The sequence below is a fragment of the Acidiphilium sp. AL genome (assembly GCF_025499445.1).
Taxonomy (GTDB): domain Bacteria; phylum Pseudomonadota; class Alphaproteobacteria; order Acetobacterales; family Acetobacteraceae; genus Acidiphilium; species Acidiphilium iwatense.
Window position 1 is genome coordinate 59,661 of record NZ_JAIMBZ010000003.1, and the last position, 14,957, is coordinate 74,617.

Genomic DNA, 14,957 nt, shown 5'->3' on the forward strand with positions numbered 1-14,957 from the left:
GATATGCGCGCAACAGGGGCGTCCGGCAAGAACCGGGACTTGCCGTGCGCCGCGCCTCCTGTATCAGGGAAGCTCCGTTCATCACACTGGTCTCTTATGTCCGACACATCGTCCCTGTCCCCTCCGCACGACACGGCTTCGGAAACGCTCGCATCCCTGCGCGCCGAAATCGACGCGCTCGACGATCGGCTGCACGATCTTCTGATGGAACGCGCGCTCATCATCGAGCGCGTGGCGCGCGACGGCGGCAAGACCGGCGTGCCGATCCGCCCAGGGCGGGAAGCCGCCATGCTGCGCCGGCTGCTCGCGCGGCATCGTGGCGCCCTGCCGCCGCAGACCATTCTGCGCATCTGGCGGGAGCTGTTCTCCGGCGCGCTGATGATCGAAGGCGGGCTGACCATCGCCGTGGCCGATGGCGGGCAGGCCGAATTGCCGGCGGTCGCGCGCGAGCATTTCGGGCCGCTGACCGCGCTGCGCCGGCACCGCACGCCCTCGCAGGCGCTCGCCGATCTGACCAACGGCGCCGCCCATGCGGCCGTACTGCCCCTGCCGTCCGACGAAGACGATGACCAGGCCGCATGGTGGGTCGGGCTGATGCACGGCGGCGTGCCGCGTCTCGCGATCGTGGCGAAGCTGCCGTTCTGGGCGCGGCGCACCGAAGGCGTGCCGCAGGCTGGCGCCTATGTGGTGGCATCGCTGGCACCTGATCCCAGCGGTGCCGATCGCAGCCTGATCGGCATCGAGATCGCGCCCGATATGAGCACCGCGCGCATTGCCGGCCAGTTGACGTCTGCCGGATTCGACGTGGGTTCGATCCTGCCGCGCCGGGCGGCGAAACAGGAGGTCGGCTACGCTCTCGCCGATGTCGAGGGGCTGGTCGCGCGGGACGACCCGCGATTGAGCGCCATTGCAGGCTTTATGGCGACCCCGGTGATCCTTGGCTCCTACGCCGTCCCTTTCGGCGCGACTGGACCGACGCGATGACCGGACAGTTCAAACCCCACGGTCATCCGGGCCCGCATGCGCGGGACGCCGTGTTCTCGGTGCCGCCTTACGTGGGCGGAGAATCGACACTCAAGGGCGTCAACCGGGTGATCAAGCTCTCCTCCAACGAAGGCGCGTTCGGTCCGCCGCCCGGTGCCGTCGAGGCGATCCGGGCAGCGGCATGTTCGGCGCATCGCTATCCTGATGGCGGATCGGCCGCGCTGCGCGAGGCGATCGGTGTGCGCTTCGGGCTCGATCCGGCGCGGATCGTCTGTGGCAACGGATCGGATGAACTGATCACGTTGCTGATCCAATCTTATGGCGGATCGGGCACCGAACTGGTGATGAGCGCGCACGGGTTCCTGATCTACGAAATCGCCGCCAAGCTGGCGGGAATGACCGTGCGCAAGGCCGCCGAGCGCGACCTTGTCACTGATATCGACGCGATGCTTGCGCAGGTGACGCCGGCGACGCGGCTGGTATTCCTCGCCAACCCGAACAATCCGACGGGAACCCTGGTTCCACACGCCGAAATCGCGCGGCTGCGCGCGGGATTGCCCGAGGACGTTCTGCTGGTGCTCGACGCCGCCTATGCCGAGTATGTCGAACGCCCCGACTACGACGCGGGTGCGTTGCTGGTCGATGCCGGCGACAACGTGGTGATGACCCGCACCTTCTCGAAAATGTTCGGGCTGGGCGGCGCACGGCTCGGCTGGACCTATGCGCCCGCGCCGGTGATCGACGTGCTCAACCGCACGCGCATGCCGTTCAATGTCAGTTCGCTCGCCGCCGCCGCCGGAATCGCCTCGCTCGGGGAACCGGGCTGGATCGAGCGGTGTCGCGACCATAACAACCGGGCACGGGCGGCGCTGACCGCACGGCTGCGCGCATGCGGCATCACGGTTCATCCCAGCGAGACCAATTTCATCCTGGCCGATCTCGGCAGCACCACGCGCGCGGCTGCGGCCGATGCGCATCTGCGAACGCGGGGCATCATTGTGCGCAACGTCGCCGCTTATGCCCTGCCGCAATGCCTGCGCATCACCATCGGGACCGACGAGGAATGCGACGCGGTGGCCGAGGCGCTCGCCGGTTTCGTCCGCGACCATGGCTGAACCGATCTTCGACCGCCTTGCCCTGATCGGCATCGGGCTGATCGGCTCATCGGTTGCGCGCATCGCCCGCGCGCAGGGCGATATCGCGCGGTTTGTGGTGGCGAATGCCCGCACCGAAGCCACGCTGGCCCGCGTGGCCGAACTCGGCATCGCCGATCTGTGCGAGATCGACCCGGCACGCGCCGTCGAGGGTGCGGATTGCGTCATGCTCTGCGCGCCGGTCGGCGCCTATGCAGCACTCGCGGCCGCGATCGGGCCACATCTGGCGCCGGGCGCGATCGTCACCGATGTCGGCTCGACCAAGCAGTCGGTGATCCGCGATGTCGGTCCGCATCTGCCGGAAGGCGTCCATTTTGTCCCCGGCCATCCGATGGCGGGAACCGAATTCTCCGGCCCCGACGCCGGTTTCGTCGAATTGTTCCAGGGCCGCTGGTGCCTGCTGACGCCGCCGCCGGGTACCGACACGGATGCGGTCGCGCGGATACAATCGCTCTGGGAACGCTGCGGCGCGATGGTCGGCGTGATGGACCCGGCGCATCACGACCGGGTGGTGGCGATCGTCAGCCATCTGCCGCATCTGATCGCCTTCACCATCTGCGGCACCGCCGACGACCTCGCCGACGAGACGCGGCAGGAAGTGCTGCAATTCGCCGCCTCGGGGTTTCGCGATTTCACCCGCATCGCCGCGTCCGACCCGGTGATGTGGCGCGACGTGTTTCTCAACAACCGCGAGGCGCTGCTGGAAATGCTCGCCCGCTTCACCGAGGACGCGCAGGCGATGGCGCGCGCGGTGCGCTGGGGCGATGCCGCCTATATCGAGGACAAGGTTCTGCGCGGCCGCAAGATCAGGCAGGCGCTGATCGATCTCCATCAGGCTTGACCGCCCAGCCGAGCCAGTTTTTTGCTCCGCAGACGACCACTTGGATGACCGAATCGGCAAGATGACGCGCGATCGCGGCCCGCGTCTCTTCGACTGGTACTGAACTGGGTACGATCGGGTTGATGATGATGGCGGCGATCGGAATGGCACGGGCGCGCAAGGCTTCGACCGTGCAGAGCGTGTGGCTGATCGTGCCGAGATAGGCGCCGGCAACGACGATCGCCGGGATATCGAGTTCGGCGATCCAGTCGCGCACGGTATGCCGGTCGTCGAGCGGCACCATCGCGCCGCCTACCCCCTCGATGAGCAGAGGCGCCTTCGCCTGGGCGATTTCGCGGCGGCAGAAGGCGATCAACCCGGCGAAATCGATCGCCCTTGCCTCGCGCATGGCCGCCATGTCGGGCGAGAGCGGAGCCGCGAAGCGCCAGGGGCAGATGCGCGCGACCGCCGCGTTACTGACCGGCTCGCCCATCGCGGCAAGCAGAGCAGCGGCGTCGCTCTCGTCCGGTTTCGCCGGATCGTAACCGCTGGCAACAGGCTTTACCGCACGCGCGGCGATTCCCGAGGCGCGCCAGGCACGGATCATGCTTGCGGCGATATGGGTTTTGCCGATCTCGGTGCCGGTCGCGGTGACGAAAAACACGGTCATGCCGGAACCGCGACCATCGGCCGGACCAGGCCGGCGAGGCGCGAAATATCGGCCTCCTCATGGGCGGCGGTGAAGGTGAAGCGCAGGCGCGCCGTGCCCTCGGGCACGGTCGGCGGGCGGATCGCCGCGACCAGGAAACCATGCGCTTCCAGTTGCGCCTGGGCGGCTAGTGCGGCTTCGGCCGCGCCGAGAATCAGCGGCACGATCGGGCTTTGTGCCGCGGGCAGGCCAAGCGCCTCGGTAAACAGCCGCGCCTTGCGCAACGGTTGCGCGCAATAATCGGGCTCGCTGGCGATCAGGTCGAGCGAGGCGATCGAAGCCGCGACCACGCCGGGCGGCAGGCCGGTGGTGTAGACGAAGCTGCGCGCGCGATTGCGGATCAGGTCGCACACCACGCGCGACGCGCAGAGATAGCCGCCATAGGCGCCGACCGCCTTCGACAGCGTGCCCATCTGGAGCGGCACCGCCTCGCCATAAGCCGAGCCGTGCCCGGCATTGAGCACGCCGATGCCGTGGGCATCGTCGGTCATCAGCCAGGCGCCGTGCGCGTCGGCGAGTGCGGCGAGTCCGGCGATCGGGGCGAGATCGCCATCCATCGAGAACACCCCGTCGGTCACGATCAGCGCGTGGCGCGCCTGCCCCCGTGTGGCGGCGAGCAGGGACGCCAGGTGATCGAGATCGTTGTGGCGAAAGGTGAACAGCGCCGCACCCGCGAGCTTCGCGCCGGCCCAGATGCAGGCATGGGCCAGTTCATCGACGAAGATTGCATCCGTTTTGCCGGTCAGCGCCGGAATGATGCCGGTATTGGCGAGATAGCCCGAGCCGAACACCACAGCGTCTTCGGTGTCTTTCAACGCGGCAAGGCGGGATTCAAGCGCATCGTAGAGCGGATGGTCGCCGGTGACGAGGCGCGAGGCGCCGGCACCAGCGCCGTAGCGCTGCGTCGCCGCGACGGAAGCCGCGATGATCGTGGGATGGGTCGAAAGATTGAGATAATCGTTGCAGGAGAAGGAAACCAGCCGCCGCCCCGCGCGATCGAGAACCGCGCCCGGATGCCGGGCGGTGGGCGTCAGCCGCCGGCGCAGCGCGGCGCCATCGAGAGCGGCGAGTTTTGTCTCGGCGAATCGATCGAGCGAGTGAATTTTAGTGCTCCCTTCGTCCCTTCACGTGAACGTCGCGGAGGGTTATCAACGGGATCGGTCAACGGGGCAAATCGGAGGTTTCCATGTCGCTCACGCTCGATCCATCGCCCGCCGTTCCCCATGCCGCGACGCGGCAGTCTCCGACGCGAGCCGCGATTGCGGCGACCATGGCGCTGCCGTTGCCCGAACTGATTTTTCGCGCGCAGAGTGTGCATCGCGCGCATTTCAACCCGACCGAGGTGCAGATTTCCACCCTGCTGTCGATCAAGACCGGCGGCTGCCCGGAGGATTGCGGCTATTGCCCGCAGAGTGCCAGTTACGACGCAGGGGTTCCGGCCTCGAAACTGATGGATCTCGAACCTGTGCTCGACGCGGCGCGCCGGGCGCGCGATGCCGGCGCCCAGCGCTTCTGCATGGGTGCGGCGTGGCGTTCGCCGAAGGACCACGATCTCGACCGCGTGGCCGCGATGGTGGAAGGCGTGAAGGCGCTGGGGATGGAAACCTGCGTCACGCTGGGGATGCTGCGGCCCGATCAGGCCGCGCGGCTGAAATCGGCCGGGCTCGATTATTACAACCATAATCTCGACACCTCGCCCGAATTCTACGGCCGGGTCATCACCACCCGCATATATCAGGACCGGCTGGATACGCTGGCCGCCGTGCGCGACGCCGGGATTTCGGTGTGTTGCGGCGGGATTATCGGCATGGGCGAAGACCTTGATGACCGGGCCGGGCTGCTCGCCACCCTCGCGGACCTCGACCCGCAACCGGAAAGCGTGCCGATCAACGCGTTGGTCGCGGTGCGCGGCACCAGACTGGGTGACAGCGCGCCGATCGACCCGATCGAGTTCGTGCGCACCATCGCGGCGGCGCGGATCGCGATGCCGAAATCCACCGTGCGGCTTTCGGCGGGGCGGGAAGCCCTGTCGGACGAGGCGCAGGCTTTGTGTTTTCTCGCCGGCGCCAATTCGATTTTCTATGGCGACACGCTGCTGACCACGAGCAACCCGGCGGTCGCGCGCGATAACGCTCTGTTTGAAAAACTCGGGATGACCAGGCGCGCGTGACCGACCCGGACTGGCTCGCGACCGGCTGGAACCATGTCTGGCTGCCCTATGCCCAGATGCACACCGCGCCGATGCCCCTGCCGGTGGTGCGCACCGAGGGCAGCCGGATATTTCTGGCCGATGGACGGGTGCTGATCGACGGCATCGCGTCCTGGTGGACCGCCTGCCACGGCTACAACCATCCGCATATCCGCGCAGCCGTCGCCGAACAGCTTGAAGCGATGCCGCATGTGATGTTCGGCGGCCTGGGGCATGAGCCGGCCTATCGTCTCGCCACGCGGCTTGCCGGACTGATGCCGGATGGGCTGGAGCGGGTGTTTTTCACCGATTCCGGCTCGGTCGCCGTCGAGGTCGCGATGAAGATCGCGGTGCAGGCGCGGCTGAACCGGGGCGAACGGGGCCGGACGAAATTTCTCGCATTTCGCGGCGGCTATCACGGCGACACTTTGGGCACCATGGCCGTGTGTGATCCCGAGGAAGGGATGCACGCGTTGTTTGCCGGGCTGCTGCCCGAGCAGGTAATCGCTCCGCTGCCGCGCGACGATGCTTCCCGAGCGGAATTCGATGCCGTGCTGGAGCGCCATGCACCCGGCCTTGCCGGCATCATCGTCGAGCCCCTTGTGCAGGGCGCGGGCGGCATGGTGTTCCACGATGCCACCGTTTTGCGCCATCTGCGCGATGCCGCCGACCGTTACGGCCTGACCTTGATTTTCGACGAGATTTTTACCGGGTTCGGCCGCACCGGCGCGATGTTCGCGCATCGAACCGCCGGCGTCGCGCCCGATATCGTAACGCTGTCGAAGGCGCTGACCGGCGGCACGTCGCCGCTCGCCGCGACCATCGCGCACCGAGATTTGTTCGACGCCTTCCGGTCCGACGATCCGGCAAAAGCCCTGATGCACGGCCCGACCTTCATGGCCAATCCGCTCGGCTGCGCCGCGGCCAATGCGTCGCTCGACCTGTTCGAGACCGAGGATCGGCTGGGGCAGGCTGGCAGAATCGAGGCGCGGCTGCGCGCCGGGCTGGAACCGTGCCGCTCCATGCCGGGCGTGGTCGATGTGCGGGTGATGGGGGCGATCGGCGTCGTCCAGCTCGATGCGATCGAAAATCCCGCCGCCTTGCGCGCGCGATTGGTCGAGCGCGGCGTCTGGATCAGGCCGTTCCGCGACATCGTCTATCTGACCCCGGCCCTGACGATCGCCGACGATGAACTCGACGCGCTGATCGGCGCGATCGGCGCGGTGCTGGCACGCGCGGCCGCGTGATCCGCCATTCGGCGGTCACGGTGGGACGGCTCGGGTTATTCTGGCTGGCCTGGCGGCGCGCGGCTGCGCCGGTTCGGGGGCGGCATCCAGCGCGTGAGGGTGACTTTCGGGCCGGGCGGCGCGAGCCAGCCGGCGCTCGGGCGAAGGAAGCGCAACGAAGGGTTGGCGGGATTGGCTGGTGTGGGCGGGCGCGGCCTGGGCGGAGTTGCGCAAGGTTCCGGCGATCCGAAGGATCGCTGGAAGCGCAACGAAGGGTTGCGGGGTCTGGGTTTGCGGGGGCGCGCGGGCAGGCGGATGCCGGGCGGTGCGGCGATGCCGAGCATGTGGCAGAGCGGACGGAGGACGCGGCCGAAGCGGGGATCGGCGGCGATCAGGGTTGCGATATCCGGCTGGGAGAGAAAATGGGCGAGGCGGCTGGCGTGGCCGCGAATTTCGTAGCCGCCGGCGGCGGCGAAGCCGAACCGGCACGGCAGGATGGCACGGAGCGCGATTTTCGGGGCGGAACGGCGCTCGCGGGTGGGACGCGGCCCGGGTTTGCGGGGTGGTTCGAGGGCGCCCGCCTCGAATTTCGCGACCAGGGCGGCGAAGCGCGCGGCGAGGCGGCCGAGGCGGGCGTGGATGGCGTGGGCGAAGCCGTTTTTCGGCGGGCCGAACGCGCCGTGATGGCCGCAAGCGGCGACGGCCCCGCGAAGGGCGGTGATGATCCAGACGAATCCGGCGATTGCCTCCATGAACATAGATAGAACACGGCGGGCTGGGGGTGGGCAAGCGGGAAGTGTGGCCGATTAGGTGGCGAATGGAGTATGTTCGCAAATGTAGCTACATTCTCGAAGAAGATGCGGAAAAAAGAGCATATCGTGCGCATTACGGCTGACGAGGCCGGTAAGTTGTTGGCAGCGGGCGGCGACAAGACCGACTGGCAGCGGGTAAAAGCGCTGTCGCAGGAGGACGTGGAGCGACTGGCGGATGAGGATGATGGTCCTCTGCCTGAAGGCTGGGAGGATTCGATCAGTTTTGGGTCGCCGGAGCCGAAGAAAGATGTTCATATCCGGCTCGATGCTGCAGTCATATTTCAAGAAATTCGCACCGGTCTCATTCGGCTCCAATCAGTCATTTAGGCGATATACGATCGGAGGAAGGCAATATATTTTCTTTGGCCAATGGCCGGTCATAAATACCGGCCCGCCCCGCTATGACCTCTGCTTGTTGTGAGCTATTGCGCCTAATATTTGGATCCGCCTAAAAGCTCCGAGCCAATGCGTACGTTGAAAGTGGCCAGAGATAGAGCACATGCTCGCGTAGGCGGGCAAGGAGTAATGAATTGTTCAAAAGCGAAGTCAGGGACAGCACAATTAATGCTTTGTTAGAAAAGGCAGGCTCTCGAAACTACGGTCGTTACCTTTCCAAGATTGTCTTGAAGAGGGTCCGCGGCTTCAGTAATGAACCTGTTTCATTCGACTTCCCCGTGACAGCGATAATAGGCCCCAACGGCGGAGGAAAGACTACGGTTCTCGGCGCGGCTGCGTGCGCTTACAAAATTGTCTCTCCCCGACGATTCTTCGCAAAGAGCGGCAAGTATGATGAGAGCATGCAGGATTGGTCCATCGAATATGAGTTGGTAGACCGCTCCATAAATCAGAAGGACATTTTCCGCCGTACAGCGACCTTCAAAAACCATCGTTGGAATCGGGATGCGCCGGAGCGATCAGTTCTGATTTTTGGTGTTTCACGAACGGTGCCTGCGAACGAGCGAAGCGAGTTGCTCCGATGTGCCTCAGGCACGTTTTCTGTCCCAGACAACCAGATCGCTGAATTCCCCAATGTACTTCGAGACGCAGTATCTCGAATCCTTGGAAAGGATGTAACAGGATTCCGACAACTCAAACTACACGCGAATGGCGAGGTGACGCTGCTAACAGGCGTCACAAAGACTGGGACAGGATATTCTGAGTTTCATTTCGGGGCAGGAGAATCCAGTATCATCCGCATGGTGGCAGGCATAGAGGTCGCGGACGATCAAGCTCTGGTTCTGATTGAGGAGATCGAAAACGGCCTGCACCCTGTGGCGACAATTAGGCTCGTTGAATACCTAATCGACGTTGCCGAACGAAAGAAAATGCAAGTTCTATTCACTACCCATTCGAATGAGGCCCTGCAACCTCTTCCGTCGAAGGCAATATGGGTAGCGACCCAGGACCGCATTTTTCAGGGAAAACTTGATGTTCGCTCGCTTCGAGCGATCACTGGGCAAATTGAAACCAAGGCTGTCATTTTTGTCGAAGATCGGTTTACAAAAATCTGGGTTGAGGCCCTTCTTCGGCAGGGGGCCAATTTTCCTGTCGACCATGTGCAAATCCATGCAATGGAAGGTGATGGCACTGCTGTTGCCATGAACACTTACCACAACAAAAATCCGGTCATGGACACGCCCTCTATCTGCATTATCGACGGTGACTCCAAACAAGAGAGCAACGCCGAAAAACGGATCTTCAGATTGCCTGGCGAATCGCCGGAGGCGTATATTTTCGACGCGGTAGTGGAGTCCTGGGATACTATTGGAGGAAAGCTCTCGGTCGCTCTTCTACAACGGTTTGAAAACTCAGATCATGTTAAAAAAACCTGCATAAGTGTACGTCAGCAAACGATGGATCCGCACCTCCTGTTTGCTCACGTGGGGGAGCAGCTTGGCCTGATCCCGGAAACAACTGTAAGCGCAGCATTCGCGAACCTTTGGGCTCAGGCAAACCCTGAAATTGTCGAGAGCCTAATTTCGCCCTTGAGGGACATTCTTCCCGCTGACATTGCGGTCGCCAATATATGAAGCGGTGGAGTGCCTATAGACGAGCAAAAGATGGGTTATCGCGCTTACCTGCTACTCTTTATGCATAATTCACGAATTTCGTTCCAGCTCAACCCCGTAGGCGCGGAGCAAGCTTTTCGGGTGCATATCTCCGGTACGCCGTCTGGTCACGGGTGGTATCGCATTGCCATCGATTTCTTGACGCGAGAGCGAATTCAACAAACGTTTTTTGGCCGCTTTTTTTCAAAAAGCGGTGCTTGATACCAAGCGGCATGGGGATTGGGGCGCCCGGTGGATTGCTTCGATCGCTGCGCGACCTCGCAATGACGGGAAGTATGGATTGCTTCGCTGCGCTCGCGATGGCGGTCGGGGCGCGCGACGATGGATTGCCTCGCCGGCTGACGCCGGCTCGCAATGACGGTCTCCTGTCCGGTGCTGGGTTCAGAACGCGGATTCGGCGAAAATCCGGCCGACATCTCCATTCCACGCGCCATGATAGCGGCAAAGCCAATGCTCCGCCTGGGTCGGTGCGCCGTCGGCGATCGCCTGCAAGGGGGCGAGATAGATGCGCTCGTCCTCACCCGCCGCGTTCAGCATGGCGCGCGCGCGCAACCCTTCCGCCGCGATCGCCACGACATCGCGGCCGAAATCGCGCAGCGTGCCGGCGCCGAACTTGATGTCGAGCCCGCTTTTCGGCACCGCCTCGCGCAGCGCGATCAGATCGTCATAGGCGATGTCGCGAATCAGCGCGTAAGCGGCGTTCAGCGCCGCATCGTCATAAAACAACCCGGCCCAGAGCGCGGGCTGCGCCATCAGCATCGCCGGATTTCCGGAATCGGCCCCGCGCGTCTCGATGAAGCGCTTGAGCCGAACCTCGGGAAAGGCGGTGGTGGAATGGTCGGCGAAATCGCCGATCGTCGGTACCTGGCCTTCGAAACCGGCGAGCCGGCCGGCCATGAAATCGCGGAACGAGTGGCCCGACACATCGATATAGGCGCCGTCGCGATAGACGAAATACATCGGCACATCGAGCAGGTAATCGGCGTAGCGCTCGAAGCCGAAACCGTCCTCGAACACCATGCGCGGAATGCCGGCGCGGGCATTGTCGGTGTCGAGCCAGGTATAGGCGCGGTTCGATAACAGGCCGTCAGGGTGGCCCTCGCGGAACGGGCTGTTGGCGAACAGGGCCGTCGCCAGCGGCTGCAGCGCGTAGCCGACGCGCAGCTTGCGCACCATATCGGCTTCGGAGGAAAAATCGAGATTGGCCTGCACGGTGCAGGTACGCAGCATCATGTCGAACCCGCGCGTCCCCACGCGCGGCATGTGCGCGCGCATGATCGCGTAGCGGCCCTTGGGCATCCAGTCGAAATCCTCGCGCCGGGCGGTCGGGTGAAAGCCGAGCGGCGCGAAGCCGAGACCGAGGCGCGGGCCGACCCGGCGGACGCGGGCAAGATGCGTGTCGATCTCGGCCTTGGTGTCGTGCAGGCTGGCGAGTGCTGCCCCCGACAATTCGAACTGGCCGCCCGGCTCCAGCGAAATCGAGAAGCCTGGGCCGTTCAGGCCGATCGGCTGGCCGCGATCGAGAATCGGGGTCAGCCCTTCATCGGCCGCGATCATCTCCAGAAGGTCGCGGATGCCGCCGGGATTGGCTCGGGACGCCGCATAGGGCGGCGGCGCATGGTCGGTCAGACGGAAGCCGAAGCTTTCGTGCTCGGTGCCGACGCGAAACGCTTCATGCGGCTTGCAGCCGGCCTCGAACCATGCGGCGAGCTGGCGCGGCGACGTGATCGGCGTAGCGTCAGCCTCTCCTGGATTGGACAAGTGCTGCTCCTGAACTCAGTCTGTTTCGGGTGACGCAAGCATGCGCGCGAGCCCGGCAATGGCGGCGGTTTCGGCGCGCAGGACGCGCGGCCCGAGTGAAACAATCGTAACAAAGGCACGACGGGAGAGAACGTCAAGCTCCGCCGGCGCAAACCCGCCCTCGGGGCCAACCAGGAGAGCTACGGGTTGAAATGGAGGAACCATTACCAAGGAGGGGGCTTGCGCCCGCTCGGCCGCGACGAACAAACGCCGTTCGGGCGGCCATGTCTCGATCAGGCGGAACAGATCAACCGACGAACGGATGTCCGGTACCGATAGGCGCTCCGACTGCTCGGCCGCCTCGGTCGCGATCGCCGCGAACCGTTCGAGGTTCACCCGCGCCGTCTGGCTGCGGTCGGTGAAAACCGGGTGGATCGCCGAGACGCCGAGTTCGGTGGCTTTTTCGATGATCAGATCGCTCGCATCGCGCTTGACCGGAGCAAAGCAGAGCCAGCAATCCGGCTCTCTCTCTTGCGCACGGGCCTGGCGCGTGATGGCAAGCCGGGCGCTCCGCCGGCCGATCGATTCGATCGTGGCGTCGAACTCGCCATCGGCGCCGTTGAAGACGCGCAGCGCATCGCCCGCCCGGCGCCGCATCACATGGGCGAGGTAGTGCGCTTGCGCGGCGGTTGTGGCAATCACGCAATCCCGCGCGAGCGGCACCGGAACGTAGAGACGGATGATCGAGCCCATGGCGGATGGTCTATCAGCAGATCGGCGATTCACCGATATCAGGGCGGGCGGCTGGGTCGCCCGCCTGCCGCCGCGCGCCCGGCCCTTCGCGCTGCTGGCGCGGCTGGACCGGCCGATCGGCGCGTGGCTGCTGTTCCTGCCGGGGCTATGGAGCATATTGCTCGCGCGGCAGGGATTCTGGTTCAGCCTGTACCTGATCGCGCTGTTCGGCGTGGGCGCGGTGACGATGCGCTCGGCAGGCTGCGTGGTGAACGATCTGTGGGACCGCGAACTCGACCGGCGGGTCGCGCGCACCGCCGGCCGGCCGCTCGCTTCCGGCGCGATCTCGGTGCCGGGCGCACTGATATTCCTGGTGGTTTTGCTGGCGATCGGCCTCGGTATTCTGCTGCTGCTCGATCGCCCGGCCAAAATCCTGGGCATCGTTTCGCTGCTGCTGATCGCGCTGTACCCCGCCGCGAAACGGGTGACGTTCTGGCCACAGGTGATGCTCGGCGTGACCTTCGGCTGGGGCGCGCCGCTGGGCTACGCGGCGGCGCATGGCGGGCTCGGCTGGCCGGTTCTGCCGCTCTACGCCGCCACGATTCTGTGGATTCTCGGCTACGACACGATCTATGCGCATCAGGACCGCGAGGATGACGCGATGGTCGGGATCAAATCCACCGCGTTGCTGTTCGGCGGGCAGACACGGCGGTTTCTGATGGTCTGCTATGCGGGAACGATCGTGCTCCTTCTGATCGCGTTCGCGCTCGCCGGAATCGGCACTCTGGGGATGATCGCGCTGGCGCTACCCGGCGCCCTGCTCGCCTGGCAGATCGCGACCCTCGATATCGACGATCCGGCGCGATGCCTCGCCCTGTTCAAGCTCAACCGCGAAGTCGGACTACTGGTGGCGCTTGCGATCCTGTTCGGCCGATGAAGCCGCCGGACGACCCGCACGCCTTTATTCGTGCGGCAACCCTATTTGCCGCACCCGCGCTGGTGCCTGAAATCGGGCTGTATCTCGCCAGCGAAATAACCCCGATCTGGCAGGCAACCGAAACCTTCCTGACCGAAACCGGCATCGCCCCGCCTTATTGGGCTTTCGCATGGCCGGGGTCGATCGCGCTGGCACGGCATATGCTCGATCACCCGGAACTGGTGCGCGGCAAGCGCGTGGTCGATTTCGCGTCGGGTTCCGGTCTCGCCGCGATCGCCGCCGCGCTGGCGGGCGCCGTTCATGTCACGGCGATCGACATCGACCCGCTCGCGGGGGCGGCGATCGGGCTGAACGCCGCTGAAAACCATATGGCCGTCGAGGTCGCGATCGGCGATGCGGTCGGGACGGCGCTGACCGCCGATGTCATTCTGTGCGGGGATATCTGCTATGAGGCGCCGATGACCCGGCATATCTGGCCGTGGCTCCAAGGCTGCGCCGCGCATGCCGAGGTATGGATCGCCGATCCAGGTCGCGCCTACGTGCCGCGCGAGGGCTTGATCGAGTTCGCACGCTATGCGGTGCCGACCACGGCGGAGCTGGAAAGCCGCACCTCGCGCGATGCCGTGCTCTATAGGGTGACCCGCCTGCCCTTCAATTGACCCTGGCCAAACCGGGCAGTAAGCAGACGCAGCATTTCGATAGTCTTTCCAAACAGCGACAAAGAGGTGGTGAACATCATGCAGGATGTGCGTGAAGCCTTCATGCAAGGGCGCAACTCCACCGGGGCTATGGTCCAACGGCCGCTATCCCCGCATCTGCAGATCTATCGCCCGCAGATCTCTTCGACTCTCTCGATTTTTCACCGCATTGCCGGCATCGCTCTTTCGGGCGGCGCCGTGCTGCTCTCGCTCTGGCTGGCGGCGGCGGCGGCCTCGCCCAGCGCCTTCGCCGTCGCGCAATCGCTGGCCGATTCGATTCTCGGCATGATCGTCCTGTTTGGCTTCACCCTCGCTTTGTTCTATCATTTCTGCAACGGAATTCGGCATCTGCTGTGGGATGCGGGCTATGGATACGACCTGCCCACGATGCACCGCACCGGCTATGCCGTGCTGATCTGCAGCGTGGGGCTGACGGTGATTTTCTGGTTCATCGGTCTGGTGGTCGGGTGAGCGGCATGGGCAATGCAAAATCGATCAAAATCATGCGTTCCTCGCTGGGGCGGGCGCGCGGCCTGGGCTCGGCCAAATCCGGGGTCGGGCATTGGTGGGCGCAGCGCCTGACCGCGATCGCGCTGCTGCCGCTTTCGCTCTATTTCGTTTTGTCGGTTCTGCTGCTCGACGGCGCCAACCAGGCGGCGATGCAGCGCTACATGGCCGAACCCTGGAACGGGGTTTTGTTCCTCGCCCTGATTTTCGCGCTGTTCCATCATCTGCGGCTGGGGTTGCAGGTGGTCATCGAGGACTACATCCATACCGAAGCCAAGCGGCTCGCAGCCCTGCTGGCGATGCGGGCCGCCGTGGTCTTTTTCGGCATTCTCGCCGCGCTCTCGGTCCTGAAACTGACGTTCTGACAGCAATTCCCGACAG

Annotated in this window: 17 protein-coding genes; 11 read left to right on the forward strand and 6 right to left on the reverse strand. The window is 64.6% G+C overall.

Annotated elements, in window-relative coordinates; all coding sequences use genetic code 11:
- Positions 1 to 96 precede the first annotated feature (96 nt).
- The 3 genes from AiwAL_RS03230 to AiwAL_RS03240 are packed head-to-tail and all read left to right on the forward strand — an operon-like array spanning position 97 to position 2,979.
- Positions 97 to 984 carry a chorismate mutase gene (locus tag AiwAL_RS03230; protein ID WP_262312098.1) on the forward strand — a complete coding sequence of 296 codons (888 nt, stop codon included), beginning with the start codon at positions 97 to 99 and terminating at the stop codon, positions 982 to 984.
- Positions 981 to 2,099, forward strand: coding sequence for a histidinol-phosphate transaminase (gene hisC / locus AiwAL_RS03235; RefSeq protein WP_262312099.1), 1,119 nt, complete (start codon positions 981 to 983; stop codon positions 2,097 to 2,099). Before AiwAL_RS03230 ends, hisC begins: the two co-directional genes overlap by 4 nt.
- Positions 2,092 to 2,979 (forward strand): prephenate/arogenate dehydrogenase family protein, encoded by an 888-nt coding sequence (locus AiwAL_RS03240; RefSeq protein ID WP_262312100.1) that lies wholly within the window; start codon positions 2,092 to 2,094, stop codon positions 2,977 to 2,979. Before hisC ends, AiwAL_RS03240 begins: the two co-directional genes overlap by 8 nt.
- Here AiwAL_RS03240 and bioD read toward each other — a convergent pair.
- Positions 2,945 to 3,628: a dethiobiotin synthase gene (gene bioD / locus AiwAL_RS03245; protein WP_316044762.1), complete on the reverse strand. Its 684-nt coding sequence runs from the start codon at positions 3,626 to 3,628 to the stop codon at positions 2,945 to 2,947. The two genes, AiwAL_RS03240 and bioD, sit on opposite strands and share 35 nt — an antisense overlap.
- Positions 3,625 to 4,770 carry an aminotransferase class I/II-fold pyridoxal phosphate-dependent enzyme gene (locus AiwAL_RS03250; RefSeq protein WP_235703295.1) on the reverse strand — a complete coding sequence of 382 codons (1,146 nt, stop codon included), beginning with the start codon at positions 4,768 to 4,770 and terminating at the stop codon, positions 3,625 to 3,627. The genes bioD and AiwAL_RS03250 overlap by 4 nt, the downstream gene beginning before the upstream one ends.
- Before the next feature lie 83 nt (positions 4,771 to 4,853).
- On the opposite strand from AiwAL_RS03250, the gene bioB reads away from it, so the two are divergent.
- Both bioB and AiwAL_RS03260 read left to right on the forward strand, forming a co-directional pair.
- The gene (gene bioB, locus AiwAL_RS03255) at positions 4,854 to 5,837 is read left to right on the forward strand and encodes a biotin synthase BioB (RefSeq protein ID WP_262312101.1); all 984 of its coding nucleotides are present in this window, start codon (positions 4,854 to 4,856) and stop codon (positions 5,835 to 5,837) included.
- Positions 5,834 to 7,102, forward strand: a complete 1,269-nt coding sequence (locus tag AiwAL_RS03260) for an adenosylmethionine--8-amino-7-oxononanoate transaminase (RefSeq protein ID WP_262312102.1) — start codon at positions 5,834 to 5,836, stop codon at positions 7,100 to 7,102. Before bioB ends, AiwAL_RS03260 begins: the two co-directional genes overlap by 4 nt.
- Before the next feature lie 35 nt (positions 7,103 to 7,137).
- Here the strand turns inward: AiwAL_RS03260 and AiwAL_RS03265 are convergent, their stop codons facing one another.
- Entirely contained in the window at positions 7,138 to 7,833 is a 696-nt protein-coding gene (locus AiwAL_RS03265) for a hypothetical protein (protein ID WP_262312103.1), read from the reverse strand.
- A 72-nt stretch (positions 7,834 to 7,905) separates the two neighbouring features.
- Here AiwAL_RS03265 and AiwAL_RS03270 point away from each other — a divergent pair, with 72 nt between their 5' ends.
- The gene (locus tag AiwAL_RS03270; protein WP_262312104.1) at positions 7,906 to 8,220 is read left to right on the forward strand and encodes a hypothetical protein; all 315 of its coding nucleotides are present in this window, start codon (positions 7,906 to 7,908) and stop codon (positions 8,218 to 8,220) included.
- A gap of 203 nt (positions 8,221 to 8,423) precedes the next feature.
- Positions 8,424 to 9,923 (forward strand): ATP-dependent endonuclease, encoded by a 1,500-nt coding sequence (locus AiwAL_RS03275; RefSeq protein WP_235703231.1) that lies wholly within the window; start codon positions 8,424 to 8,426, stop codon positions 9,921 to 9,923.
- Positions 9,924 to 10,117: 194 nt separating this feature from the next.
- Here the strand turns inward: AiwAL_RS03275 and AiwAL_RS03280 are convergent, their stop codons facing one another.
- The 3 genes from AiwAL_RS03280 to AiwAL_RS03290 are packed head-to-tail and all read right to left on the reverse strand — an operon-like array spanning position 10,118 to position 12,455.
- Positions 10,118 to 10,384, reverse strand: a complete 267-nt coding sequence (locus tag AiwAL_RS03280; protein ID WP_262312170.1) for a hypothetical protein — start codon at positions 10,382 to 10,384, stop codon at positions 10,118 to 10,120.
- On the reverse strand, positions 10,344 to 11,723 hold the full coding sequence (locus tag AiwAL_RS03285) for a glutamate--cysteine ligase (RefSeq protein WP_235703229.1): 1,380 nt from the start codon (positions 11,721 to 11,723) through the stop codon (positions 10,344 to 10,346). The genes AiwAL_RS03280 and AiwAL_RS03285 overlap by 41 nt, the downstream gene beginning before the upstream one ends.
- Before the next feature lie 15 nt (positions 11,724 to 11,738).
- Positions 11,739 to 12,455: a 16S rRNA (uracil(1498)-N(3))-methyltransferase gene (locus AiwAL_RS03290; RefSeq protein WP_235703228.1), complete on the reverse strand. Its 717-nt coding sequence runs from the start codon at positions 12,453 to 12,455 to the stop codon at positions 11,739 to 11,741.
- Here AiwAL_RS03290 and ubiA point away from each other — a divergent pair.
- From ubiA to sdhD, 4 genes are all read left to right on the forward strand, one after another.
- Positions 12,442 to 13,371 (forward strand): 4-hydroxybenzoate octaprenyltransferase, encoded by a 930-nt coding sequence (gene ubiA / locus AiwAL_RS03295; RefSeq protein WP_235703227.1) that lies wholly within the window; start codon positions 12,442 to 12,444, stop codon positions 13,369 to 13,371. The two genes, AiwAL_RS03290 and ubiA, sit on opposite strands and share 14 nt — an antisense overlap.
- Positions 13,368 to 14,030, forward strand: a complete 663-nt coding sequence (locus tag AiwAL_RS03300; RefSeq protein ID WP_235703226.1) for a methyltransferase — start codon at positions 13,368 to 13,370, stop codon at positions 14,028 to 14,030. Before ubiA ends, AiwAL_RS03300 begins: the two co-directional genes overlap by 4 nt.
- Before the next feature lie 78 nt (positions 14,031 to 14,108).
- The gene (gene sdhC, locus AiwAL_RS03305; RefSeq protein ID WP_235703293.1) at positions 14,109 to 14,540 is read left to right on the forward strand and encodes a succinate dehydrogenase, cytochrome b556 subunit; all 432 of its coding nucleotides are present in this window, start codon (positions 14,109 to 14,111) and stop codon (positions 14,538 to 14,540) included.
- Positions 14,541 to 14,572: 32 nt separating this feature from the next.
- On the forward strand, positions 14,573 to 14,941 hold the full coding sequence (gene sdhD / locus AiwAL_RS03310) for a succinate dehydrogenase, hydrophobic membrane anchor protein (protein ID WP_235703225.1): 369 nt from the start codon (positions 14,573 to 14,575) through the stop codon (positions 14,939 to 14,941).
- Positions 14,942 to 14,957: the final 16 nt, after the last annotated feature.

Excerpts from the sequence above, each read along its gene's own strand:
- AiwAL_RS03230 (WP_262312098.1), top strand. The coding sequence starts at position 97 with ATGTCCGACACATCGTCCCTGTCCCCTCCGCACGACACGGCTTCGGAA.
- hisC (WP_262312099.1), top strand. The coding sequence starts at position 981 with ATGACCGGACAGTTCAAACCCCACGGTCATCCGGGCCCGCATGCGCGG.
- AiwAL_RS03240 (WP_262312100.1), top strand. The coding sequence starts at position 2,092 with ATGGCTGAACCGATCTTCGACCGCCTTGCCCTGATCGGCATCGGGCTG.
- bioD (WP_316044762.1), bottom strand. The coding sequence starts at position 3,628 with ATGACCGTGTTTTTCGTCACCGCGACCGGCACCGAGATCGGCAAAACC.
- bioB (WP_262312101.1), top strand. The coding sequence starts at position 4,854 with ATGTCGCTCACGCTCGATCCATCGCCCGCCGTTCCCCATGCCGCGACG.
- AiwAL_RS03265 (WP_262312103.1), bottom strand. The coding sequence starts at position 7,833 with ATGGAGGCAATCGCCGGATTCGTCTGGATCATCACCGCCCTTCGCGGG.
- AiwAL_RS03270 (WP_262312104.1), top strand. The coding sequence starts at position 7,906 with ATGTTCGCAAATGTAGCTACATTCTCGAAGAAGATGCGGAAAAAAGAG.
- AiwAL_RS03280 (WP_262312170.1), bottom strand. The coding sequence starts at position 10,384 with ATGGAGATGTCGGCCGGATTTTCGCCGAATCCGCGTTCTGAACCCAGC.
- ubiA (WP_235703227.1), top strand. The coding sequence starts at position 12,442 with ATGATCGAGCCCATGGCGGATGGTCTATCAGCAGATCGGCGATTCACC.
- AiwAL_RS03290 (WP_235703228.1), bottom strand. The coding sequence starts at position 12,455 with ATGGGCTCGATCATCCGTCTCTACGTTCCGGTGCCGCTCGCGCGGGAT.
- AiwAL_RS03300 (WP_235703226.1), top strand. The coding sequence starts at position 13,368 with ATGAAGCCGCCGGACGACCCGCACGCCTTTATTCGTGCGGCAACCCTA.
- sdhC (WP_235703293.1), top strand. The coding sequence starts at position 14,109 with ATGCAGGATGTGCGTGAAGCCTTCATGCAAGGGCGCAACTCCACCGGG.
- sdhD (WP_235703225.1), top strand. The coding sequence starts at position 14,573 with ATGCGTTCCTCGCTGGGGCGGGCGCGCGGCCTGGGCTCGGCCAAATCC.